The following is a 22,826-nucleotide window of genomic DNA, read 5'->3' as shown; positions in this document are numbered from 1 at the left end:
CGGCGATGCCTCTCCTGACATCAGCGTGATCACGGTCGGTGTGGCCTGGCGAGTGGCATCGGTCGCCGGTGGCGAGAGGCTCACGGGTCGGGGCCGAAGTGCCCTGCCGGTCGGTGACGCGGCTTGTGACGATGAGATATGACCACCGACGCCGATACCGATGCCCGCCCGTCCACCGAACCGCTGGTGGCCTGCACGGGGCTGACGAAGGATTTCGGCTCGGGTCGTGGTGTTTTCGACCTCGATCTGACCGTCGACCGCGGGGAGACGTTCGGTTTCATCGGACCCAACGGCGCAGGGAAGACCACCACGATCCGGCTGCTGATGGACCTCGCCCGTCCGGATCGGGGGAGCGCGACGATCTTCGGGCTCGACGCCCACGTCGACAGCGTGGAGATCAAACGCAGGATCGGCTACCTGCCCGGTGAATTGGTCCAATGGCCGCGGGTCACCGCGGCTTACGTGCTCGGCATGCTCGCGGGCCTGCGCGGCGGTGTGGACGAGGACTACCTCCAGGCCCTCGCGGAACGCCTGCGCTTGGATCTCGGCCGCCGCTACGACGAGCTGTCCCACGGCAACAAGCAGAAGGTCGGATTGATTCAAGCTTTCATGCATCGGCCCGAACTGTTGATCCTGGACGAGCCGACGCTGGGACTGGATCCCTTGATGCAGAGAGTCTTTCACGAACTGCTGAACGAGGCCGTCGCGGGCGGCGCGACCGTACTGCTGTCCTCGCATGTGCTCTCGGAGGTCGAATCGGTCTGCGACCGTATCGGACTGATCCGCGACGGTCGGGTGTGGAAGGTCGGTTCGCTGAACGAGTTGCGAGCCCAGCGGATCCATCGTGTCGAGGCGATCGTTTCCGGAACGCTGGATCCGGTGCGGCTGCGCGATATCCCGGGTGTGGCTGATCCCCGGGTTGCCGGTGATCGGCTCACCTGTGCGGTCCAGGGCTCGATCGGGCCGCTGCTGGAGGTCTTGACCACGGTCGGTGTGGTCGAACTGGACAGTCACGAGTTGTCGCTGGAGGAGGTGTTCCTCCATGAGTTCGAAACCACCCCCGAGTCTGCGACTGGCCGCTGACACCGTCCGCGTTCACCGCCGCGGCATCCTCGGCTGGATACTGGGCAGCGCGGTCGCCATGACCGCGATCGGTGCCGGATTCCGCAGTGAGACGCAGCGGTTCGCAGGCGGCCCCAAAGGTATGGCCGACAGCATGCAAGCGGGTGTGCAAGCCATGCGGCTGCTGCGCTGGCCCGCGGACCGGCTCGACACCCTCGGCGGCTACCTGACCTATCACAATGTCACCTTGCTGGTGCTGTTCCTCACCCTGTATGCGGCGGTACAGGGAGTCACTGCGGTGCGCGGAGCCGAGGCGGGGCATTCTATCGAGCTGATCCTGGCCACGGGGCGGACACGGGCACAGTTGGTGCGCGACCGCGCTCTCGGGTTCGCGATGGTGCTGGCGCTGATCGGGCTCGGCGTCGGCGCCGGGCTGGCGCTGGCGATGTCGGTCGGCGGGGATCCGGATCCAGCAGGCTCGATCGGAATCGCATTCGCCACGGCGGTATGCGCTTTCGCCGGTTACGGAATCGGTGCGGTCGTCGCGCAGCTGGGGGTGAGCTCGCGCTCGGCGAGCGCGGCCGCGGCCCTCATCGTGGTGGCGCTGTATCTCTACACGAATGTGTGGGACCGCTTCGGGCCGTTGGTGATCCTGCGATTCGTCTCGCCGTTCTATTACTTCGCGCGGTGTCGTGTGCTGGTTCCGGGTGCGGGGTGCGATGTGTTCTCACTGGTCGGCCTGCTGCTGTCGGCCGCAGTGCTGTCCGGGATCGCGGGGTGGCTGTTCGGGCACCGTGACATCGGCAGTTCGCTGCGGGCACATCCGGTCCGACACGTGGAGACTGTTGTGCGAGTGCAGCGCCCGATACTGAATCGGTTGTGGTCGGCGGCCCTGCTGCGGGAGCGCTCCGGTCTGATGGTGTGGTCGGCGGCTGCGGCGGTCGCGCTCGGGTTGATGGCGTGGCTGGAGCCCGAAGTGATCGACATGTGGGACAAGTTCGATATCACCCGGCGGATGCTGCAGGTCGATCCCGGGTTCAGCGCCGGTAGTCAATACCTGGGCTTCGTCTCCGAATTCACCGGTCCCATCGTGGCCGGTTATGTCGTCACTCAGGCCGCGGGCTGGGTCGGTGACCTCGAACAGGGCCGCACGGCCATGCTGCTGTCGACACCACTGCCCCGCAGCGCGCTCATCGGGCAACGGCTGATCACCCTGCTCGCCGGAACGGCGACCCTGACAGCCGCCACTCTGGCCGGGCTGCTGATCGGGGCGACGGTCGTCGATGTCGGCCTCGACGCCACCGGGACGATCCGAGTCGCTCTCAGCGCGCTGCTGCTGGCCGCTGCGCTGGGCACGGTGTCCGCCTGGCTCGTCACCTGGATTCCGCGCTACGCCGTTGGGGGACTGGCGATCGTACTCGGCCTGTCCTACCTGCTGGCGCTGTTGGTGCCGATGTTCGCCTGGCCATCCTGGATCACCAGGTTGTCGTTGTTCGGCGCGATCGGCCACCCCTATCTGGAGGTTCCTCCTTGGGGTGGGCCGCTTTTCCTGGTGGCTTTGGCGGCAGCGGGATTCGCTCTCGCCGCAACGACCGCGACCCGAGCTATGACGGCGGCGTGATGACACGCCGATGCGGCGTGGCTTGCAGTGTCGTGCGCTCTACTCGCCGGGGTTGCCGGTAGCCGGGAAGTGGGTGGTCGGCAGGGCTCTGCCGATCGAGGCGGTGATGTCATCGATCCAGGTGGCTGTCGCGGTCCAATCGCGGAGGTCGCCGAAGGGACAACCGAACAGGCGGACCAGCAGCCGGGTCCGCAGGTCGGGCGGACGGGCGACGACACCGGCGAAGCCGCGGTATTCCCTGGCTACCTGGCTACCTGCCGCGGCTCGGCATTCGGTGACGGCGGGCGGAGTGACTGTGGTGCCGACGTTCGTCACCGGAATCAGTTGTCGTCGAGCGGGATTCGATCGCGCGGCACGCGAACTCCTTCGATGACCGATATCCGAGGTTTCCCGATCGTCGTTCTACAGTGAGCGCTCGCGGACGATGCGGGCGATGTCCAGATCGCGCACTCGGTGCAGTGCGGGGAGCTGAACGATGAGCGCGGCGAGGAGGATTGCGAGAGCGACGAGCGTGGGGGTCGGGGAGCGCATGGCGAGTTCGAGGTGGGCGCCTTGGTTTTCGTAGGTGGACATCAGCCAGCGGGCCAGCAGGATTCCACAGCCCACCCCGACGGGTATGCCGGCTACGGCCAGGGCGAGGTTCTCGGCGGCGATCAGGCGCGACAGCATTCCGGAACCCATGCCCGCCGCGCGCAGCGTACCGAGCTCACCGAGGCGTTCGCCGATATTGGCCGACATCGCGTTGAACAGCAGCGCGGCCGCCATGACCGCGGCGAAGACCAGCATGATCCCGACCAGCGTGTTGTACATGGCGAACGCTTGCCGCATCGCCGAGGCGAGCGTCGCCGTGGAAAGGTACGCGACCGCACCGGGTATCGCCGTGAGCCGACTGGAGACGGCTTGCTCGTCGGTGACACCGGGGCGCAGTTTCACCAGCACGCCCGTGTCGGGCACGGGTCCGATCGCTTGCCGTAGAAGGTCGGAAGAAACGTAGACCACCGGGGACAACGGCTCGTCGACGAACCCGGCCACCGGCGCGGAGACACGCTGTCCTGTCCCGGTGTCGGAGACATCGACGGTGTCTCCGACCGATACTCCCAGTGTGTCATGCAGCCCGGAGCCGAGCAGCAACCCATTGCCGGACAATTGATTCGAGCCGGACTTCGCGCTGAATCGGTGCATCTGGGTCGTCGGCGGCAGGCTGATCAGCAGCGTGTCGTAGTGTCGCTCGCCGGCTGAGAGCACGATGTCGTAGCGGCCTATGGGCTCGGCCGCGGTGACGTCGGGGTCTTGCCGGACGCGGGCCAGCACCGTATCGGTGGTGCCGGGTGTGGTGGCGATTTCGGCGTCCTGCACCGTGATTCGGCCGTACTGCCGGTCGATGAGGGTTGCGACGGTGTCGCGCAGTCCGGCGAACACCATCACCAGGCTCACCGCGACGGCCACACCGGTCACGGTGAACACGGCGCGGCGGCGATTGCGCAGTACGGCGCGCAGCGTCATCCGCCAGCGTGCGGGTGCGCGTTTCAGCGGCGGCACCAGGCGTTCGATGAGGCTGCGGCCTCCACGTCGCGCCGGTGGGGCGACCCGCATGGCCTCGGCGGGTCGCATCCGAGCGGCGGCGCGCGCGGGCGCCCATGCCGCGACAGTGGCGGCGGCGAGCGTGGCGGCGGAAGCGATGAGCAGGGTGAGCGGATGCAGTGCGGTCACGTGCAGCGGCAGTCCGAGCGCCTGGGTATAGCGGGTGGTGATCCAGCCGCCGAGTAGATAGCCCCCGGCGAGGCCGGGAACGATGCCGAGCAGGGCGCAGGCCAGACCGTAGCCGAGGTAGTGCCGACGCAGCCGGGCGGGGGAGAACCCGTTGGCGGCAAGGGTCCCGATGACCGCGCGCTGCGCGGTGACCACGCGTGACAACAGGACGTAGGTCCCGAGCACCGCAGCGGTCAGGAACAGCCACGGCAGGAGGTTGGCGAAGGTTCCGAACGCGTCCACATCATCTTGGAGTGCCCGATATGAGGGTTGCTGATCGCGCGGAACGAGCTGAAGGCCGTGTTCTCGCGCCGTCTGCTCGGCTGCTCGAAGCAGGTCCCCGACCGCCGCGCGATCGCGCGCGTATAGCGCCACCTGTTCGACCGGGTCGGGCAGATTCGCGACCAGGTCGCCGTCGGGAACGAACACGACGCCGAAGTGCTCGGGAGTGGTCATGATTTCCTGGATGGAGCGGGCGGGCCAGAAATACTCCGCCGACAGCGCCGAACCTGCCACCGGAACCGTCTGCCAGCCACGAGAGGTCAGCAACTCGACGCTGTCGCCCGGCTGCAGGCCGTAGTGGTCGGCGAGGTGCTGTTCGACCACGACCCGACCTGCGGCCGGCAGTGCGCCGGATTTCATCGCGAGCTGGGAAACACTGGGCTGGTCCGCCTCCGGGACGCCGATCGCGCGTCCGAGGAATGCCCGCCCGTGCACGCGGATGCCGACCTCGCTCTGATGGCGGACCTCGACGGCTGCTCGCCCGGGAAGCCGCTCGAGTGTCGAACTCAGTTGGGCGGCACCGGGACCGGAGATGACCGCGTCCGGTAGTCGCTGCTCGCTGTAGGCGCGGGCGAAGGATTGGTCGAGGTTGCGGTAGGCGTCGGTGGCCGCGACGAAGGCGGCCACACCGATGGCCAGAACCGTGGCGATGGCCAGGAACTGCCAGCGTTGCCGCCGCAGGTCGCGGCGCAATTTGCGCAGCAGCACCCGGCTCACCACTGCAACTCCGATGCCTCGACCGGATGTGCCACGGTCTGCGAACTGCTGATCGCACCGGACCGCAACCACACCACGCGATCGGCCATGCGGGCGATCTCGGAATTGTGGGTCACGAGCAGAACCGTGTGATGGCCCTCCCGTGCAAGCTCGCGCAGCACACCCAGCACCTGTCGGCCCGTGGTGAGGTCGAGACTGCCGGTGGGTTCGTCGCACAGCAGCAGCGGCGGTTCCTTCACGATCGCCCGCGCGATGGCGACCCGCTGCTGCTGGCCACCCGAGAGCTGACCCGGAAACCGGTCGGCGACATCACCGACCCCGACCAGTTCGAGCGCGCCACGACTGCGTGCGGCGGCGTTCGGCCCGGTCAACTCCGCCAGGACCTCCACGTTCTCCTGTGCGGTCAGGGTCGGGACGAGATTGAAGAACTGGAAGACGAACCCGACCCGATCCCGTCGAAACGCGGTGCGCTGCCTGTCCTTCAGCGCGCCGATATCCACGCCGGCGACTTCGATGAGACCGGCCGAGGGCTCCTCGATGCCGCCCACCAGGTTCAGCAGCGTGGTCTTGCCCGATCCCGACGGACCAAGCAGCACCACGAACTCGCCGGGGCGTACCTCCAGATCCACACCGTGCAGTGCGACCACCTGCCCGGGACCGGACCCGTAGGTCTTCCCGACCCCGGTCATCCGCAGTGCGGGAGCACCGGACGCCGCGGCGGCTTCGGCGGCGAGCAGGGGATCGACATGCGTGTGCCGGCTCATCAACCCAGCGTCACCGCTTGGCACCCGACAGCGGAAGGGTCGGTTGTCACAGACTGACGGCGCCCAAGGGCAGGAGCGTTGACCCCGTCATACCGTCCTGGATCGCACCGCGCTCGTTCCGCCGCGGCGGGAAGCCTGCACACAGGCATAACGACTCCCGTTTTGGTGACCTCTGGGCGCATCGGGCGTCGCCGTCATCGGGGACGGTTGAAGTGTGCGGGATCAGGTCGCGGGCAGCGAGATGCACGACTGTCGAACCGAATTTGCCGAGGCCTCGTCCGGGCTGACGTCGGGCGAGGCCGCTCTCCTACTGGCCCGTGATGGTGCCAATGTGCTGCCGCAACCGGTGCCGGTGCGGTGGTGGCGGCGGGTGGCGGTGCAGCTGCGCGATCCGCTGATCCTGGTTCTGCTGGCGGCGTCGGCTCTGACCGCGGCCACCGCCGACTGGACCGACATGTCGGTGATCCTGCTCGTGGTGGTCGTCAACACGGCTGTGGGTGTGGGACAGGAAGTCCGTGCCGAACATGCGATTTCGGCATTGTCGCGGCTGACCGCGCCGACAGCGCGGGTGACTCGGGATGGGAGACAACGAGAGATTCCGGCGGCGCAGGTCGTGGTCGGTGATGTGCTGGTGCTGGCCGAGGGCGATATCGTCGCCGCCGACGCGACGGTGACCGAGGCTGCGGCACTGATGGTCGATGAGTCGGCGCTGACCGGCGAGTCGGTGCCGGTGGACAAGAGCGCGGCCGGTGACAACCAGCTGTGGGCGGGCACCGTCGTCGTCAAAGGGCGGGGACTCGCCGTCGTGGGAGCGATCGGCGTGGCGAGTGCGACCGGCCGCATTGCACGGCTCATGGAGCACGGCAGTGGTTTGACGCTGCTGCAGCGCAAGTTGATCGGTATCGGCCGGTGGCTGGCGGCGGTGACGGTGGTGTTGTGCGTGATCGTGCTCGCGCTGGGCTTGATCCGCGGGCAACCGGTGGAACTGATGGTCGTCACCGCGATCAGCCTCGCCGTCGCCGCTGTCCCGGAATCGCTGCCCGCGGTGGTCACACTGAGCATGGCACTGGGAGCCCGGCGCATGGCCGAGCGACATGCGCTGATCCGCAGGCTTCCCGCCGTCGAGACACTCGGTGCGGTCACGGTACTGGTCACCGACAAAACCGGCACTCTCACCGAGGGCCATATGGTCGTGCGGCAGCTGTGGACTCCCACGGTGGAGGCCGACGTCACCGGCGCGGGTTACGGCCCGAACGGTGAAATCCGGGTGGCGGACCGCGTACTCGGGACATCCGACCTGCCGGCACTCACCGAGTTGCTGACGGCGGCGGCGCTGTGCAACGACGCACGGCTGTCCCCGCCCGCGGCCGTTGCGAAAGCCGATGGCGCCGAAGCCGAGTGGACGGCGCTCGGGGATCCGACCGAGGCGGCGCTGTTGGCGGCGGCTGCGAAACTCGGCCTGCACCGAGACGATTTGAACGTGCGCTACCGGCGGGTCGGCGAGAGACCGTTCGACAGCGATCGGAAACGGATGAGCACCGTCCATCGGCTTCCCAGCGGACGGTATCGGATCATCTGCAAAGGCGCGCCGGAATCCATACTGGACCCCGCAGTTCTGGCCGACGGCCCGGTATCGTTGGGGCGAGCGATTGGGCGGGCGGATCAGTTGGCGCACAACGGATTCCGGGTGCTGGCGATAGCGCAGGCCGATCTGGACCGGTGCCCGCGGGCCGGTGCGGACCCCGAGCGGGGACTCGGTCTGCTCGGTCTCATCGCCATCGTGGACCCGTCCCGCCCCGCCGCTGCCGACACCATTGCCGCCTGTCGGCGCGCCGGAATCCGCACGGTTCTCGTTACCGGGGATCATGTCGGCACCGCGCGCGCGATCGCGACCGCTGTCGGTATCTCGCGGGCCGATGACACGGTCGTCGACTGCCGGGCTCAATCCGGGCGGGATCTACCGGATGCGGCGGTGTATGCCCGCGCCACTCCGGCCCAGAAACTCGACATCATCCGGACCCTGCGCAGTGCGGGGCAGGTTGTGGCGATGACCGGTGACGGGGTCAACGACGCGCCCGCCCTGCGCAGCGCCGACATCGGTGTGGCGATGGGCCGTCGAGGTACCGAAGTCGCCCGTCAGGCAGCCGATCTCGTCCTCGCGGACGACGATCTCGGTACCGTCGTCGCGGCTGTGGAGGAGGGTCGGCGAATCTATGCCAATATCCGCCGGTTCCTGGTCTACGGGCTGGCCGGCGGCACGGCCGAGATCGCGGTCATGCTGCTCGCTCCCTTCCTCGGCCTGACGCTGCCGCTGCTGCCGGCTCAGATCCTCTGGATCAACCTGCTCACCCATGGACTACCGGGCGTAGCTCTCGGCGGCGAGCCCGGCGCCGCGGACCTCATGCACCTGGCTCCTCGACCACCGGCGCAGAGCATCCTCGGTGGCGGGCTGTGGCAGCGGGTGCTGCGCATCGCCGTCGTGCTGACCGGCGTCACCCTCGCGGTGGCGGTCTGGGCGGACCACACCGGCCGTCCCTGGCAGAGCTTGGCCTTCTTCACCTTGGGCGCAACACAACTCGGCGCGGCCCTCGGCTCTCGCGCCCGCCCCCGCTCCTGGGCGAACCCCATGCTGCTGGTCGCCGTCACCGTTGCCTTGGCTCTCCAGGCCGCAGCGCTGTACGTGCCCTTCCTGCAGGAGTTGCTCGGCACGCGAGCACCGACAGTGACCGACCTGCTGGTCGTGGGGTGCGTGTCCGCTCTCGGCTACATCGCGGTGCGGCTCGACCGCATCCTCCACGCCGGGCCGACCGTCACGACGCGGGTGCCGCCCGCCTGACGGTGTCAGGGTCTGACACCGAACCAGCCCAAGGAGTATCGCACTCGGCCGAGCAATACTGATCCGAGCAGAGGTATCGGCTGAATCCTTCTGCGGGTCGGGCGCCTCTTGTGGATGTCCTGAAATGGCGGAAGGAGAACGGCAATGACGTCCGATCGGAGCCTTGCGAGCGCATCGCTGACCGGCCATCTGCTTCGCGGTGCGATCGGATTCGGAAGCCTTATAGGGGCTTTGGTGGCGACGCCCTTCGTTGGGCCGGTGGGTCTGTTGCCCGCCGCGGTCGGCGTGATCGCCTTGCGTGGTTGTCCGGCGTGCTGGGCCGCCGGGCTCATGGCAACGATGTCGGGCGGGCGCCGACCGCCTGAATGAGCAACCTGACGGAGGGGTTCGATTTGTCCTCGAACCCTCTCTCGCAGTGGTTACTACACGGTTTTCGCTGTTTCTGGAGCGGGGACGGCACGTCTGGCCCCGGCCACCAGCAGGCCGGTGGCGATCGCCATGATCGGCCATGGCGTGAGTGGCATGATCAACGCACCCAGCACGGTCCATGCCCCGAGCATCCAGGCGAAGAACGGTGGTGGGGTGAGGTCGCGTCGGTCCAGCCACAGTACGGTCAGTCCGACCATGACGAGCGGAATCCCGAAGCTGTCCAACGACAGCCATAGTGCGCTGTTCGCGGGGCTCATCGCGGAGAGGTCGTCGTGCCACAGCGCGCCGCTGAACCAGTCGCCGGCGTATCGCGCGGCGCCTTCCAGGGTCAGGGCCAGGATGGTGTGGGCGGCTCCGAAGAAGACGATGAGCCGACCTGCCCACGCGATCACCGGACCACCTCGATTCGGTGCGAGGGCTTTGCGGAAGTCGCGTGTGCGGAGTGGGGGAGTCGGTTGGGCATGGCACTGTCCTCTGCTGTTATACGGTTGCGTATAATGCGAGGTTAGATCCGTTATACGGTTCCGTACAACATCGAGGTGAGGTGAATCACGGCATGGGCGCGTTGCGCACACCGCGCGAGAAGTGGATCGACGCGGGGCTGGGGGCGCTGGAGGCCGGCGGCGTCGATGCCGTGCGCGTCGAGGCGCTGGCCAAGGCGCTCGGAGTGACCAAGGGCGGGTTCTACGGCTACTTCGCCGATCGCGACGCACTGCTGACGGCAATGCTCGACACCTGGGAGCGGGAGGCGGTCGACGATGTCCTCGACGAGGTCGAGCGGGCCGACGGCAATGCGCTCGACAAGGCTCGGCTGGCGGGTCGGCTCACGTTCTCCAGTGACCGGTTGCTCCCGGTCGATCTGGCCATTCGCGACTGGGCCCGCCGCGACGCGGGTGTGGCCGAACGCCTACGCCGAGTGGACAACCGGCGCATGGACCTCCTTCGTGACGCGATCGGCACTGTCTGCTCGGACCCCGACGAGGTCGAGGCCCGCAGCCTGCTCGCCTTCTGCGCGGCCATCGGCAGCCATTTCCTCGCCGCCGACCATTTCGGCCGTACCCGCGAAGAGGTCATCGCCCGCGCCGGTGATCTGATCCTGAACCGCCCGAAGCCGTCGGAGGGTTTGTGAGATGACGACCGACAGCATGCCGCACGGCAAAAGCGTTGAGGTGCACGGAATCTTCCAGAAGATCGCCGGGTACTACGATCGGATGAACTTCATCATGACCCTCGGCCGTCATCGCCGGTGGTGTCGTGAGGTCGCCGAGTGCGCGGCGCCACCCGCGGGCGGGGACCTGCTGGATCTCGCGACCGGTACCGGCGTGATCGCGCTGGAGGCGGCTCGTATCCACCCCACCCCACCGTCACCGTAACCGGTGCCGACTTCTCCGAGCGGATGCTGGCGCACGCCAGGACCAAGCCGGGGGCCGACGCCATCCGGTGGCGGCAGGCCGACGCCGCCCACCTGCCCTTCGGCGACGAGTCGTTCGACGCCATCACCGAGGGCTACCTGTTGCGCAATGTCGAAGACCTCGAAGTGGTGCTGCGCGCCGCCAAGGCGCGTTGAACAGCTCCCGCGCCGCTCGGGTCAGCTGGCGAAGGTCGCCGTCCAGTGCTGGCGGTTGTCCTTGTAATGACGGAGACGCCGACTCGGGTGAGGTTCTTGTCGAGATGATCGCTCGGTGTGTGAGCGGAGTGGCCCAACGGTCGCGCCGCCCACCAACGAGATCCCAATCAGGCGCTGATCGCCTGGTGGAGCCGGTTTCACCTGGTCAGGCGACCGTGTTGGACCAGTGCCCAGGCGAGAGCGGTGAGGGCCCCGGTATTGGCCAGGGCGCGGACGATGTTCCATGTCAGCCAGGGGGTTTCGAAGTCCTTGCGCAGGGCGGCGTAATCGGCGAGGCCGGGCGCGGCGTCGGTGGCGGTGGCCAGGTTGTCGTTCAGGGGGACGTTGAAGCCCGAGGTGATGATCAGGCTCAGCAGGTTGAGCGCGGCGGCGACGGCGACCCAGGTCAGCACCGAGCGCAGGTCCGCGCGGAGATAGAACACCCCGGCCAGCACCGAGAAGCCCAGCGAGCCGAGGAAGCTGAGCATGAACACCGGATTCACGATCACCACATTGATCTTGTTCATCACCTCGACGTACGTCTTGTCGTCGAACTTGCCCAGGCCGATCATCACCGAGCAGGCGTAGGCGTAGAACACGCCCGCCAGCAGCCCGGTCGTCGCCGTCGCGGCGATCAGCGAGATGACCCCGAACGTCGGGGGCGCGTGCGGCGGGTCGAGGACTTCGTCGGCCAGTAATGTGCTGTGCTGCATGTCGTTTCACTCCAGTTCGGATTCGAGTTCGACTCAGCGTCGGTCGATCCGGGGATTCGATCAACGGCGATTCGTGCATGGTCGGATTAGCCCGCTTGATTGATAGCAATCCGGCATGGCGGAAATTGCCAATCAACTGAAACGCCGATGTGTCTGAAAACCCTGCGAAATCGCTGCCGAGCGGCGAGAATTAGCTATGACTGTGCTGCGGATCTGTCCTTCGCAGCGCGGGAACGGGACCCCTTCGGCGGCAGAGGAATCGGAACGATGAGCAGGCTGGCGACCTCGTGCGCGGCGATCTTGGTCACCGCGGCCGTCACCGTCGGGACCCCGGGTATCGGCATGGCGCGGGCGGATACGCCTACCGCGGAGCCGTGCACTCGCTACACCGCGATTCTCGCGCCGGGCACCTGGGAGACCCACCCCGACGCCGATCCGACCGTCCCCGTCGGCCTGCTCCGGCCGATCGGCGACGGCCTGCAACGGCAGTTCGGATCCGATATCACCGTCCTCTACGCCCCCTATGCCGCAAGCGCTTTCGACCAGGGGCTGACCTACGCCCAGTCGCTGGGCACCCTCGAAGCCCGACTACGTGAGATGGTGAGCGGCCTGTGCGCGAAGACACGCGTCATGCTCGCCGGATACAGCCAGGGCGCGGACGGCGTCGGCGATTTCGCCACCGAGATCGGCAATGGCGAGGGCCCGATCACCCCCGACCGGGTGGTGGGCGTCGGCCTGGTGGCGGACCCGCACCGCGACCCGAGAACCGCTCTCCCGCTGGGGACTCCGCAGCCGGGCCACGGCATCGCCGGCATCCGGACCCAGGATTTCGGCGCGCTGACCGACCGGGTGCGCACCATGTGCGCCGACGGCGACCTGTACTGCTCGCTCAATGCCGTGGCGTCCCCGTTCCTTTCGGCGCTCGGCCAGGTGGTGGTCGGTAACCCCGATGCCATCGCGTCGGTGATACCGCCGGGCACCGATCCCGGCCCGATCTTCGCGCAGGCGATCAAGGTGGGCGCGGGCTGGTCGGCGACCGCGTCGAACATCCCCGCCATCCTCACCAAGCTCACGGGTCTGCAGGGCCTGATCGAGGCGGGCAATATCCCTGCCGCGCATCAGATCGCGAGTGACCTGAATGCCGCCCTGGCCCCGCTCGTCCAGGCCGCCGCCGGGGTGGACCTGCCGCTGGTCGCCTCGGTGATCCGGGCGGCGGGCGGTGTCGACCCCACCGGTTGGACCGCCGCGGCGAGTGTCCTGGCCGACGCGCTGACCCAGATCGACATCGTGCGGATCGCCGCCAATGTGGGCCGTGTGGAGGAGAGCCTGTTCCGCGCCGCCGATGCCCTCGCCCGCGACAACGCGCTGGCCGCCGCGGCGGAACTGGTGAACCTCACCCCGGCGGGCCTGGATCTGGCGGGTTCGGTGGTCGGCCCCTTCACCTCAGCCATCCGCAGTGACCTGCGCGCGTCCGCCCGCACCCTGATCAGCCTGGGCGATCCGGACAGCCTCAACAATCTGCTGGAGATGACGCGCCAGGGCGTCGACCTGGCCAACTTCTACGCCTCCAAGGCCCACGTCGACTACGGCGACGACACCGAGCTGCTGCTGGATTACCTGGGCTCCCAGGCGGTTTCGTAACTCAGTCGAGAGTCTCGGTCCGAGGCTGCAATCCGGCCGCCCACTTCTCCTCGATCCGGCCGTACCGCCACGTGAGCAGGGCGGCGGCCCAGGTGACGACGAACAGTCCGACGATCAGGAATCCGATGAGGTTCAGGTCGAGCCCGCTGATCGTGTCCCACGGCCCGCCGGTCCAGCCGAACTCCTCGGCCAGCAGACCGAGCAGTTCGATCGTGCCGATGATGAGCGCGACCGCGATCGACAGCGACGTGATGGTCAGGTTGTAGTAGATCTTGCGCACCGGATTCGCGAACGCCCACCCGTAGGCGAAGTTCATGAACGTCCCGTCGATGGTGTCGAGCAGGCTCATGCCGGCCGCGAACAGCACCGGCAGGCACAGGATGGCGTACCAGGGCAGTCCCGCCGCCGCGCTGGTCCCGGCCAGCACCAGCAGCGCGACCTCGGTGGCGGTGTCGAATCCGAGCCCGAACAGCAGCCCGATCGGGTACATCTGCCACGGCCTGGTCACCGATTTCATGATCGGCCCGAGTAGCCGATTCACCAGACCGCGTTGCGCCAGCTGGGCTTCCAGCTCGGCCTCGTCGAAGTCCCCGCTCCGCATCCGCCGGAACACCCGCAGAATGCCGACCAGCACAACGATGTTCAGCAGCGCGATGACGTAGAGGAAGGTCCCCGACACCGTGGTGCCGATCAGCCCGGTATAGCGGTGCAGCGACGAGGAGTCGTCCTCCACCGGTCCCGCGATCGCCTTGACCCCGAGCGACAGCAGCAGCGCCAGCCCGAACACCACCGACGAATGCCCCAGCGAGAAGAAGAATCCCACCGACAGCGGCCGCTTCCCCTCGCCCATGAGCTTGCGCGTGGTGTTGTCGATGGCGGCGATATGGTCGGCGTCGAACGCGTGCCGCAACCCCAGCGTGTACGCGGTCAGCCCGACCCCGATGCCGAGCGTCCGGTCCCCGACGCTCAGCTGCTGCGGCGCGACCAGCACCACCAGCGTCACCCATCCCACGATGTGCAGCGCCACGATGATCCCGGCCATCGCCCCGAGCCGCACCCATTCCTGCCGAGTCACCCGCATCGATCCACGCACCTCTCCACGACCACTCATGGTGCCCGATGGCGTCGAAAGTTCCCCGACCGGCGTGATCGACCACCCGCACCACGATGTGATCGCGCATAGATTCGATCAGTCCGGGCCCGCGCGGGGTGGGCCCGGACACAAAACAACTGCGCTACTTAAGTTTCGCGTGCATGAGGTAGACGTTGTAGCTGTTCCACGTGGAGATCGTGAAATACAGGTCCTTGGCGGTGGACCAGGGGTGGATGAACCCGCCGTAGGCGGTCGGGTAGTCCTCGGTGTTGATCAGCGCGACCGGTTCGGTCCACGTGCCCTGGGGATCGGCGGCGGTGCGCAAGACGATCTGCCCGCGCACGGTGTCGAGATACACCAGCCGCCAGAGGTTCGACTCGGCGTCGAACTGGACTGACAGCTCACTGGCCGTGCCGGAGATCAGGGGCGTGGCGAGCAGTTCGTTGGCGCCGTCGGCGGCAATCCAGGCGTCCTTGAACCAGTACTGGTACGCGGACTTGTTGAGCACCTGATCCGCGGGCACCCGGGCGAGCCCGATGGTGCCGAGCCGGCCGTTGGGAGTGCCGAACATATAGACGTAGTCGCCGTGCGGCACCATCGTCGCGACCTGGAAGCGCCCGGCGCCGAACAGGTTGTCCCAGCGCGCCCATTGGGATTTGGTCCAGGTGCGGCCGTGGTCGTCGGACCAGGCGATGCCGCCGAGGTTGGTCCACCACATGCCGGGGATCTTGGACCAGCGATTGACCGACATGTAGGTCAGGTACTGGCGATCGCCGACCGCGAAGCCGGAGGTCGGAATCGTGGTGGTCTCGTAGTTCTTGACCTTGCGGCTGTCGAGGATCTCGGTGGCGTGGCAGCGGGTGTTCTGCACGAAGTCGTCGAGGACCAGGCCCTGCGACAGATCGCGGGTGCTGCTGTAGGCGATCACATTGCTGCGCCAGTCCTGCGTGTCGGTGCCGGCGCCGCCGGGCTTCCAGCCCTTGCCGAAGGTGTCGCCGAAGACGACCGCGACCTGGCCGGGCTTGCTCTCCCACATCAGCCCGAGGTCGGTGCCGTCGACCGACCAGCGGGTGTCGGTGCGGTTGACCGACCCGCGCCCGGTCACCTGATTGACCAGTTCCACCGAATCCACTTGCGGCGCGGCCACCGCGGCGGCCGCGGGTGCGGGCACCGACGGCTGGACGGCCGGGGTGGGCGCGGGCTGCGGTTCGGGCGGTTCACCGCCGGGCACCATGATCGGGATGGGTTCGGGATCGGGGGCGATCTCGATCTGCGGCAGCGACGCGCTGCCGCCGCCCGGCGGGGCCGGGGTCGGGGCCACGGTGTCGCGGACGTCCGGGCACGGGCTGGCGCACGGGTCCGTGGGCAGCGCGACGTCCACCCGAGTGGCGTCCGGCTTCTGCGCGTACTGGCTGACCGTCACGATCTGCGGCACCGGGATGGGCACCTTGATGGTCTGCGGCGGCTGCGAGGTCGATCCGCTCGGGTCGGCCTGCCGGTTGACCGGGTCGAATCCCGTTTCTCCGCAGCTGTTCACGGGAGCGGGCGCCCACGGTCGCGGCGCGGCGGCGGCGGGGGTCGCGGGCAGCAGCATCGCGCCCAGCGTGACCACGGCCGATAGCGACAGCGCCGCAGGGGCCGATAGCGACAGCGCCGCAGGGATTTCGGCAGGGTTCGAGCGACGGCGGGATCGAATTCCCATGGGGTAGGCGGCTCCTCGTTCGCGATCGACCCGACCACCTTAGACCGATCTTGTCGCGGGGTGAACCACCGTGAACCGGTGGCGAGATCCGTCGCGTGTGAGGTGGTCGCGGCGCGATCCGGCGCACGCGGCAGACTGAACGGTAATGAAACTGCCCGATCTCCCCGACCTCCCCGTGCGCGCCGCGCTCGGGGAGATCACCGACACGCTGGCCGAGCACGGCACCGCCGTCCTGGTCGCCCCGCCGGGCACCGGTAAGACGACGCTGGTCCCGCTGGCCCTGGCCGCCGCCACCTCCGGGCGTGTCGTGGTGGCGGAGCCGCGGCGGCTGGCCGCGCGCGCCGCCGCCGCGCGCATGGCCGCGTTGCTGGGGGAGCGGGTCGGGGAGACCGCCGGGTACTCGGTGCGCGGCGACCGCAAGGTGGGATCCCGCACCCGCATCGAGGTGGTGACCTCGGGACTGTTGGTGCGGCGCTTGCAGAACGACCCCGAACTCGCCGGAGTCGCCGTGGTCGTCCTCGACGAATGCCACGAACGCCACCTGGACGCGGACCTGCTGCTGGCCCTGCTCCTCGACGCCCGCGCCGGACTCCGCCCCGACCTGCGCGTGCTCGCCACCTCCGCGACCGTTGCGGCGGACCGCCTTTCGACCCTGCTGGGCGGCGAGTCGGAACCGTCCGCCCCTGTGCTGGAGGTGCACGGCCGCACCTACCCCGTCGAATTCGATTACGTGCCACCGTTGCCCCGCGAACGCATCGAGCAGCAGGTGGCCCGCACGACCCGCCTGGCCCTCACCGGCAGCCCGGGCGACGTCCTGGTCTTCCTCCCCGGCGCGGGCGAGATCCGCCGCACCGCCGCCCTGCTCTCCGACCTGCCCGACGTCGACGTCGTCCCCTTGCACGGCAGACTGCCCGCCGCCGCACAGGATTCCGCCCTGAGCCCGGGCTCCCGCCGCCGAGTCGTCCTGTCCACCGCGGTCGCCGAATCCAGCCTCACCGTCCCCGGGGTCCGCACCGTGGTCGACTCCGGACTGGCCCGCGTCCCGCGCATCGACCACCGCCGCGGCCTGTCGGGCCTCGCCACCGTCCGTGTTTCGGCCGCCGTCGCCGAACAGCGCGCGGGCCGCGCGGGCCGAGAAGGCCCCGGCCACGCCTGGCGCTGCTGGCCCGACTACGAGCACACCACCCTCCCCGCCTACCCCGAACCGGAGATTCGCACCGCCGACCTGACCCGGCTGGCGCTCGAACTGGCCTGCTGGGGCACCGTCGACGGCCAGGGCCTGGCCTGGTGGGACGCGCCCCCGGCGGGCGGCCTCGCGGCGGGTCGCGCGGTCCTGCGAGCCCTCGACGCCGTGGACGACCATGGCGCGGTGACGGATCGAGGCCGCCGCATGGCAGCGGTCGGCCTCCACCCCCGATTGGCCCGAGCCCTTCTCGACGGCGCGAGCGTGGTCGGAGCCCGCGCGGCCGCCGAGGTAGTGGCCCTGCTCGACGACGACTCGCTGGCCCCCGGCGTGGATCTGGTCGCCGCCCTGCGCACCCTCCGAAGCGACCGCCCGGCCCGCTGGCAGAAAGAGGCGCAGCGCCTGGCGCGCCTCGTCAGCGACGACGTCGACAGTGGCCGGGGCTCCACGCCTGGCGCAGGGGGCGATGATCCGGCTCTCGTTGCGGCACTGGCATATCCGGAACGGCTCGCGCGTCGCCGCGCATCCGGATCGGCCAGCTATCTGATGGCGGGTGGGACCGCGGTGACCTTGCCACCCGGGAGCGGATTGGGCGATGCCGAATGGTTGGCGATCGCTGTGGCCGGGCGCGATCCGGGCCAATCCGAGGGGCGAATCCGGTTGGCGGCCACGGCGGATGAGGAATTGGCCCGCCAGGCTGCCGCCAACTTGCTCACCACAGTGGACGAAGTGGACTGGGTCGATGGCGACCTCGTGGCTCGCCGGGTGCGCCGCTTGGGCGCGATCGTATTGTCCGAACAGTCCCTGCGAGATCCGAACGCTGACTTGGTCTCGGCGGCATTGCTACGGGGATTGCGCGCCACCGGCCTCGACCTTCTGCGCTGGACCGATGATGCCCGCAGCCTGCGGCAGCGCCTGGACTTCCTGCACCGCACCCTGGGCGCGCCGTGGCCCGCCGTCAATGACGACACGCTGCTCGCCGACGCCGAAACCTGGCTAGCCCCAGAACTTTCCACCGCCCGACGCCGCTCCGACCTCGAGCGCGTGGATGCCGGTCAAGCCCTCCGCCGCCTACTGCCCTGGCCCGAGGCCGCCCGGCTCGACGAACTCGCCCCCGAACGCCTGGAGGTCCCCTCCGGCAGCAATGTCCGCCTCGACTACTCCACCGACCCGCCGGTCCTCGCCGTCAAGGTCCAGGAGATCTTCGGCTGGACCGAAACCCCACGCCTCGCCGACGGCCGCGTTTCGCCTGTCCTGCACCTGCTCTCCCCGGCTCAACGCCCGGTGGCGGTCACCGCCGACCTGCCGTCCTTCTGGCGCACCGGCTGGCTCCAGGTCCGCGCCGACCTGCGCGGCCGCTACCCGAAGCATGCCTGGCCCGAGGACCCCACCACCGTTGTCGCCCATCGCGGCACCGCCCGCAACGCCAACCGGCACGGCTAGCCAGGGCCGGAGGCACCTCCGCCTCCGCTGGGACCTTCGTGATTCCGAGACCCCTACGGTCACAAGCGCTACGGCCTCGACATGAGGAGAGTCCGTAGCGCCGAACCTGACCTGTGGCCGACATGGGACACCCGCGCGGCCCGCGGAATAGTCGGCTCGTCGCGCATGCTGCACTCGTGCGTCCGGGTTCGGACGATGTGGCGACGCGTCTGGTGAACAGGCGGAGAGGGAGTGTGGCGGTATGCGCGCGATTCGATTCGACGAGTACGGCGGGCCCGAGGTGCTGCGGTCGGTGGAGCTGGAAGTACCGGAGCCGGGCGCGGGGGAGGTGTCCATCGAGGTGGCGTATGTCGGGGTGAATTTCGCTGACTTGCAGGCCCGTTCGGTCGGGTATCGGGTTCCGGCCTTGCCGTATGTGCCGGGACTGGAGCTGTCCGGGCGGGTGCGGTCGGTCGGCGCCGGCGTCGAGGGGCTGAGTGTGGGGCAGGCGGTGGCGGCGATCTCGGACGGCGGCGCGTATGCCGAGGTCGTCGTCGTCTCCGCGGCGACGGTCTTCCCGGTGCCCGATGATGTCGATCTGCGCACTGCCGCAACGCTTCCCACGGTGCTGCCGACCGGTTACGCCCTGCTGCACACGGTCGGCCGATTGCAGCCGGGTGAGACGGTGCTGGTGCAGGCCGCCGCCGGTGGCGTCGGCACGGTGGCCGCGCAGATCGCCAAGCTGGCGGGTGCCGGCGCGGTGTACGGCGTGGTCTCCAGCCCGGCCAAGGCCGAGTACGCGCGCGAATACGGTTATGACGACGCGTTCTCGAGCGAATCCTTCGACGCCGACGTCCGCGCCGCCACCGGTGGCCGTGGGGTGGACCTGGCATTGGAGTCGATCGGCGGCGACACCTTCCGCCGCACCGTGGAGTCGCTGGCCCGCTTCGGTCGCCTGGTCTCCTTCGGCAATGCCGGCGGCGAGGCCCCGTGGCAGGTCGGTGCCCCCGAACTGTTCCCGCAGGGCCGTTCGGTGGCCGGTTTCTCCATCATGGGCCTGAGCGCGTCCGCCCCGGATGTATTGCGCGAGATCTCCTCTCACGCCTTCGATCTGGCCACCTCCGGCAAGGTGCGGCTGCCGATCACCGCCGAGTTCCCGCTCGCCGAGGCGGCCGACGCGCACCGGCTGATGGCGGGCCGCTCCTCGACGGGCAAGCTGGTCCTGGCGGTCAACTCCCAGCTGTGATCCGGCCGGATTCGATTGCCGCGAGCAGGGATTCGTGGTCGGCGTCGGTCTGGTCGGCGTAGGCCAACGCGAATTCGCCCATCGCCCGGTCGAAGGTGTCCTTGCCGCCCAGGTAGGCCGCGATGGCCGCCCGGTCCCCGGACCGGGCGTGCCCGCGGGCCAGGGTGTGGCCGCACAGGGCGGCGTACTCGCGCAGCTGCGCGGGAGACATGTCGTCGATGCTCAAGGAGCCCTTCATATCTCGCAGTTGTCGCCAGTAGTAGAAGCGTCCGTCTGGGCCGGTGGCCCAGCCGAGGAAGATGTCACCGGCTGATTGGGAGAGCCGCTGTCCGTGCACGACGCGGTGGCCCTGATGGAGGAACTGGCTGTGGCTCAGGTGCGCTGACAGCACCGAGGGCTCGGCCTGCTTCACCTGGAGGAACAGCGGGTCGCCGGTATTGCGTCCGGTCAGTAGCGCGATGTAGCAGCGGGTGCCGACGCTGCCCACGCCAACGACCTTCATGGCGATATCGCGCAGTTCGTAGCGGTCCAGCAGGACGCGGCGCTCCTCGGGCAACGTGTCCCGGTAGTCCGCCAGCACCGAAAGTAGTTGCTGCTGTGCATTTTTCGGCACAGGCAGCAGCAAGGGCGGGTCGGCCTTGATACGCGGCGCGCCGTCGGGCCCGAGTTCGGTGAGCTTGTCCAGTGCGTGCAGGCTGGTGCGCGTCCGCGCCCGGCTGATCACCTTGGCGGTCAGCTTGCGATGTTTGGGCCGCATCAGGGCGGCGACCTTGTCGGCGTCGACCATCTCGTACCAGACGTCGGTCTCGCCGAGCTCGGCCAGCCGGTTCATGGCCTCGCGATAGGCCCGCGCCGCCGAGACCGCGGCCTCGCCCGCCTCCTCGTCGTCGCTGCCATTGGCCCGTGCCGCCACCGCCACGCTGGCCGCGAGCCGCTTCACATCCCATTCGAAGGGCCCGGGCAGCGTCTCGTCGAAGTCGTTGACGTCGAACACGAGTGACCGTTCCGGCGAGGCGAACAGCCCGAAGTTGGACAGGTGCGCATCGCCGCACAACTGGACGTGCAGGCCGGTGTTCGCGCCGCTGGCCAGGTCCACCGCCATGATGGCGGGCGCGCCCCGGAAGAACGGGAGCCGTCCGGCCGCCATCCGCTCGTACCGGATTCCGATCAGTTCGGGCAGTCGCGTGGCGGCCTGCCGCTCCAGTACCGCCACCGGATCCGGCCGATCCACCGCGGCTTTCCACTCACCCAGCGACCGCCGCGGCACCCGCTTGCGCACCGCCCGCCCCGCCTTCGATCTCGACATGCGCTGACTCTAATGGATTGTGCCAAACCACTATCGACCCGCTGCTCGCTCGAAACAATTCCCAGCTATCCAGGAGTAAGTAGCCGCATTCACTCATTTCGAGTACTGGTCCCGGGGAAGTGCTCATGCGCACTCGATTTCGTTGTCTCGTCGCGTCCGCCCTCGTCACGGCCGCCGCACTACTCCTGGTCCCCGGTGTGTCCGGTACCGCGTCGGAGGAACGCGCCGGTGTGCTGGGCGATGATTTCCTCTGGGGAGTGGCGGCGTCCGGGTTCCAATCCGAGGGACAGTCACCCGACAGCAATTGGACGCGCTATATCGACGCGAATCCGGGCTGGGATCGCCTCGGCGGTTCCGTCGATTTCCGCACCCGCTACCGGTCCGACATCGCCCTGGCCAAGGGTCTCGGCGTCAAGGTCTTCCGTATCGGGATCGAATGGGCCCGGCTGGAACCCCAACCGGGAGTGTGGGATTCGTCTGCCTTCGCCTACTACGACGACGTGATCGGAACCATCGTCGCCGCTGGTATGCGCCCGATGTTGACGCTGGACCACTGGGTGTACCCCGGCTGGGCGGCCGACCGCGGCGGCTGGCGCGATCCCGGCATGGTCTCGGACTGGCTCACCAACATGCGCAAGGTGGTCGACCGTTACGCCGCCCGCAATCCGGTGTGGGTGACCGTCAACGAGCCGGTCGCCTACATCATGCACGAGGTCCGCCAGAACGGAACCGACGCCGATCAGATGCTCGACGGCGTGGCGCGGGCGCACGACGCCATCTACGACTACATCCACCAGGTCCAGCCGAACGCGTTGGTGACCAGCAATGTCGGCTATGTCGCCGGGGCGGAGTCGCAGGTCAACGGACCCCTGATGGACCGTATCGGCGACCGGCTCGACTTCATCGGCGTCGACTACTACTTCGGCTACGAACCGCCGGACCTCGGCGCCGCGAACGCACCCTCGGGCATGTGGGATCTGCCCGTCCGTCCCGAGGGCATCTACTTTGCGCTGCAGCACTATTCACAGCGCTTCCCCGGCAAGCCGCTGTGGATCGTCGAGAACGGCATGCCCACCGAGAACGCCCGACCCCGTGCGGACGGCTACACCCGTTCGGATCACCTCCGCGACACCGTCTACTGGCTCCAGCGTGCGAAGTCCGAAGGCGTGAACCTCATCGGCTACAACTACTGGAGCCTGACCGACAACTACGAATGGAGTTCCTACACACCAAGATTCGGGCTCTACACGGTGAACGTGCGCACCGATCCGACCCTGAGCAGAATCCCCACGGGCGCCGTCGCCACCTACCGCGCCATCATCGCGCACGACGGCGTCCCCGCCGACTACCTGCCCCTGCGTCCGGTCGCCGACTGTCGTTTGATCGATCCACCCGCCAGTTGCGCCACCCCGGTCGCCGCACCCCGAGCCGATGGCTGATCATCGGTTCGAGGC

Annotated in this window: 18 protein-coding genes; 10 read left to right on the top strand and 8 right to left on the bottom strand. The window is 68.5% G+C overall.

The features are described 5' to 3' along the window. Positions 1 to 138 precede the first annotated feature (138 nt). Both ACFV4K_RS01035 and ACFV4K_RS01030 read left to right on the top strand, forming a co-directional pair. Positions 139 to 1,083, top strand: a complete 945-nt coding sequence (locus tag ACFV4K_RS01035) for an ATP-binding cassette domain-containing protein (RefSeq protein WP_379271037.1) — start codon at positions 139 to 141, stop codon at positions 1,081 to 1,083. Further along, on the top strand, positions 1,043 to 2,683 hold the full coding sequence (locus ACFV4K_RS01030; RefSeq protein ID WP_379271035.1) for an ABC transporter permease subunit: 1,641 nt from the start codon (positions 1,043 to 1,045) through the stop codon (positions 2,681 to 2,683). Before ACFV4K_RS01035 ends, ACFV4K_RS01030 begins: the two co-directional genes overlap by 41 nt. Before the next feature lie 39 nt (positions 2,684 to 2,722). Here the strand turns inward: ACFV4K_RS01030 and ACFV4K_RS01025 are convergent, their stop codons facing one another. The 3 genes from ACFV4K_RS01025 to ACFV4K_RS01015 all read right to left on the bottom strand — a co-directional run bounded on the left by ACFV4K_RS01025 (position 2,723) and on the right by ACFV4K_RS01015 (position 6,195). Further along, complete coding sequence (locus ACFV4K_RS01025; protein ID WP_379271033.1) at positions 2,723 to 2,998, bottom strand: hypothetical protein; 276 nt, start codon at positions 2,996 to 2,998, stop codon at positions 2,723 to 2,725. 87 nt (positions 2,999 to 3,085) lie between these two features. After that, positions 3,086 to 5,431 carry an ABC transporter permease gene (locus ACFV4K_RS01020; RefSeq protein WP_379271031.1) on the bottom strand — a complete coding sequence of 782 codons (2,346 nt, stop codon included), beginning with the start codon at positions 5,429 to 5,431 and terminating at the stop codon, positions 3,086 to 3,088. After that, on the bottom strand, positions 5,428 to 6,195 hold the full coding sequence (locus ACFV4K_RS01015; RefSeq protein WP_379271030.1) for an ABC transporter ATP-binding protein: 768 nt from the start codon (positions 6,193 to 6,195) through the stop codon (positions 5,428 to 5,430). Before ACFV4K_RS01015 ends, ACFV4K_RS01020 begins: the two co-directional genes overlap by 4 nt. A 214-nt stretch (positions 6,196 to 6,409) precedes the next feature. Here ACFV4K_RS01015 and ACFV4K_RS01010 point away from each other — a divergent pair, with 214 nt between their 5' ends. Further along, positions 6,410 to 9,031, top strand: coding sequence for a cation-translocating P-type ATPase (locus ACFV4K_RS01010; protein WP_379271029.1), 2,622 nt, complete (start codon positions 6,410 to 6,412; stop codon positions 9,029 to 9,031). Between the two features lie 422 nt (positions 9,032 to 9,453). On the opposite strand, the gene ACFV4K_RS01005 is transcribed toward ACFV4K_RS01010, so the two are convergent. Next, on the bottom strand, positions 9,454 to 9,852 hold the full coding sequence (locus ACFV4K_RS01005) for a DUF6463 family protein (RefSeq protein ID WP_379271027.1): 399 nt from the start codon (positions 9,850 to 9,852) through the stop codon (positions 9,454 to 9,456). 164 nt (positions 9,853 to 10,016) lie between these two features. Here ACFV4K_RS01005 and ACFV4K_RS01000 point away from each other — a divergent pair, with 164 nt between their 5' ends. Genes ACFV4K_RS01000 through ACFV4K_RS00990 form a run of 3 tightly spaced genes read left to right on the top strand, consistent with a single transcriptional unit; the run spans position 10,017 to position 11,027 of the window. Continuing rightward, positions 10,017 to 10,589, top strand: a complete 573-nt coding sequence (locus tag ACFV4K_RS01000) for a TetR/AcrR family transcriptional regulator (RefSeq protein ID WP_379271026.1) — start codon at positions 10,017 to 10,019, stop codon at positions 10,587 to 10,589. Between the two features lies 1 nt (position 10,590). Beyond that, positions 10,591 to 10,833, top strand: coding sequence for a class I SAM-dependent methyltransferase (locus ACFV4K_RS00995; RefSeq protein WP_379271024.1), 243 nt, complete (start codon positions 10,591 to 10,593; stop codon positions 10,831 to 10,833). 23 nt (positions 10,834 to 10,856) lie between these two features. Beyond that, positions 10,857 to 11,027: a methyltransferase domain-containing protein gene (locus ACFV4K_RS00990; RefSeq protein WP_379271023.1), complete on the top strand. Its 171-nt coding sequence runs from the start codon at positions 10,857 to 10,859 to the stop codon at positions 11,025 to 11,027. 197 nt (positions 11,028 to 11,224) lie between these two features. Here ACFV4K_RS00990 and ACFV4K_RS00985 read toward each other — a convergent pair whose 3' ends face one another. After that, on the bottom strand, positions 11,225 to 11,779 hold the full coding sequence (locus ACFV4K_RS00985; protein WP_379271021.1) for a DUF1772 domain-containing protein: 555 nt from the start codon (positions 11,777 to 11,779) through the stop codon (positions 11,225 to 11,227). Between the two features lie 267 nt (positions 11,780 to 12,046). Between ACFV4K_RS00985 and ACFV4K_RS00980 the strand changes: the two genes are divergently transcribed. Continuing rightward, on the top strand, positions 12,047 to 13,420 hold the full coding sequence (locus ACFV4K_RS00980) for a cutinase family protein (protein ID WP_379271019.1): 1,374 nt from the start codon (positions 12,047 to 12,049) through the stop codon (positions 13,418 to 13,420). A 1-nt stretch (position 13,421) separates the two neighbouring features. Here the strand turns inward: ACFV4K_RS00980 and ACFV4K_RS00975 are convergent, their stop codons facing one another. Next, the gene (locus ACFV4K_RS00975) at positions 13,422 to 14,501 is read right to left on the bottom strand and encodes a HoxN/HupN/NixA family nickel/cobalt transporter (RefSeq protein WP_379271018.1); all 1,080 of its coding nucleotides are present in this window, start codon (positions 14,499 to 14,501) and stop codon (positions 13,422 to 13,424) included. A 154-nt stretch (positions 14,502 to 14,655) separates the two neighbouring features. Further along, complete coding sequence (locus ACFV4K_RS00970) at positions 14,656 to 16,215, bottom strand: DUF4185 domain-containing protein (RefSeq protein ID WP_379271017.1); 1,560 nt, start codon at positions 16,213 to 16,215, stop codon at positions 14,656 to 14,658. Between the two features lie 145 nt (positions 16,216 to 16,360). Between ACFV4K_RS00970 and hrpB the strand changes: the two genes are divergently transcribed. Then, complete coding sequence (hrpB, locus tag ACFV4K_RS00965) at positions 16,361 to 18,841, top strand: ATP-dependent helicase HrpB (RefSeq protein WP_379271016.1); 2,481 nt, start codon at positions 16,361 to 16,363, stop codon at positions 18,839 to 18,841. A 241-nt stretch (positions 18,842 to 19,082) separates the two neighbouring features. Next, on the top strand, positions 19,083 to 20,066 hold the full coding sequence (locus ACFV4K_RS00960; protein WP_379271014.1) for a zinc-binding alcohol dehydrogenase family protein: 984 nt from the start codon (positions 19,083 to 19,085) through the stop codon (positions 20,064 to 20,066). Here the strand turns inward: ACFV4K_RS00960 and ACFV4K_RS00955 are convergent. Then, positions 20,050 to 21,372: a DUF2252 domain-containing protein gene (locus ACFV4K_RS00955; protein WP_379271012.1), complete on the bottom strand. Its 1,323-nt coding sequence runs from the start codon at positions 21,370 to 21,372 to the stop codon at positions 20,050 to 20,052. The genes ACFV4K_RS00960 and ACFV4K_RS00955 overlap by 17 nt on opposite strands. Before the next feature lie 125 nt (positions 21,373 to 21,497). Here ACFV4K_RS00955 and ACFV4K_RS00950 point away from each other — a divergent pair, with 125 nt between their 5' ends. After that, a complete protein-coding gene (locus ACFV4K_RS00950) occupies positions 21,498 to 22,811 on the top strand; it encodes a family 1 glycosylhydrolase (RefSeq protein ID WP_379271010.1) in 1,314 nt (437 codons plus the stop codon). The last annotated feature ends 15 nt before the right edge of the window (positions 22,812 to 22,826 follow it).

It is taken from the genome of Nocardia sp. NPDC059764, from assembly GCF_042732555.1.
Classification (GTDB): domain Bacteria; phylum Actinomycetota; class Actinomycetes; order Mycobacteriales; family Mycobacteriaceae; genus Nocardia.
The sequence above is the reverse complement of the archived record's forward strand: the minus strand, read 5'-3'. Positions and strand labels throughout refer to the sequence as shown.

Bases quoted from the DNA above. Each gene is read 5' to 3' on its own strand.
- ACFV4K_RS01035 (WP_379271037.1), top strand. From the start codon at position 139: ATGACCACCGACGCCGATACCGATGCCCGCCCGTCCACCGAACCGCTG.
- ACFV4K_RS01030 (WP_379271035.1), top strand. From the start codon at position 1,043: ATGAGTTCGAAACCACCCCCGAGTCTGCGACTGGCCGCTGACACCGTC.
- ACFV4K_RS01015 (WP_379271030.1), bottom strand. From the start codon at position 6,195: ATGAGCCGGCACACGCATGTCGATCCCCTGCTCGCCGCCGAAGCCGCC.
- ACFV4K_RS01000 (WP_379271026.1), top strand. From the start codon at position 10,017: ATGGGCGCGTTGCGCACACCGCGCGAGAAGTGGATCGACGCGGGGCTG.
- ACFV4K_RS00995 (WP_379271024.1), top strand. From the start codon at position 10,591: ATGACGACCGACAGCATGCCGCACGGCAAAAGCGTTGAGGTGCACGGA.
- ACFV4K_RS00990 (WP_379271023.1), top strand. From the start codon at position 10,857: ATGCTGGCGCACGCCAGGACCAAGCCGGGGGCCGACGCCATCCGGTGG.
- ACFV4K_RS00985 (WP_379271021.1), bottom strand. From the start codon at position 11,779: ATGCAGCACAGCACATTACTGGCCGACGAAGTCCTCGACCCGCCGCAC.
- ACFV4K_RS00980 (WP_379271019.1), top strand. From the start codon at position 12,047: ATGAGCAGGCTGGCGACCTCGTGCGCGGCGATCTTGGTCACCGCGGCC.
- ACFV4K_RS00975 (WP_379271018.1), bottom strand. From the start codon at position 14,501: ATGCGGGTGACTCGGCAGGAATGGGTGCGGCTCGGGGCGATGGCCGGG.
- ACFV4K_RS00970 (WP_379271017.1), bottom strand. From the start codon at position 16,215: ATGGGAATTCGATCCCGCCGTCGCTCGAACCCTGCCGAAATCCCTGCG.
- hrpB (WP_379271016.1), top strand. From the start codon at position 16,361: ATGAAACTGCCCGATCTCCCCGACCTCCCCGTGCGCGCCGCGCTCGGG.
- ACFV4K_RS00960 (WP_379271014.1), top strand. From the start codon at position 19,083: ATGCGCGCGATTCGATTCGACGAGTACGGCGGGCCCGAGGTGCTGCGG.
- ACFV4K_RS00955 (WP_379271012.1), bottom strand. From the start codon at position 21,372: ATGTCGAGATCGAAGGCGGGGCGGGCGGTGCGCAAGCGGGTGCCGCGG.
- ACFV4K_RS00950 (WP_379271010.1), top strand. From the start codon at position 21,498: ATGCGCACTCGATTTCGTTGTCTCGTCGCGTCCGCCCTCGTCACGGCC.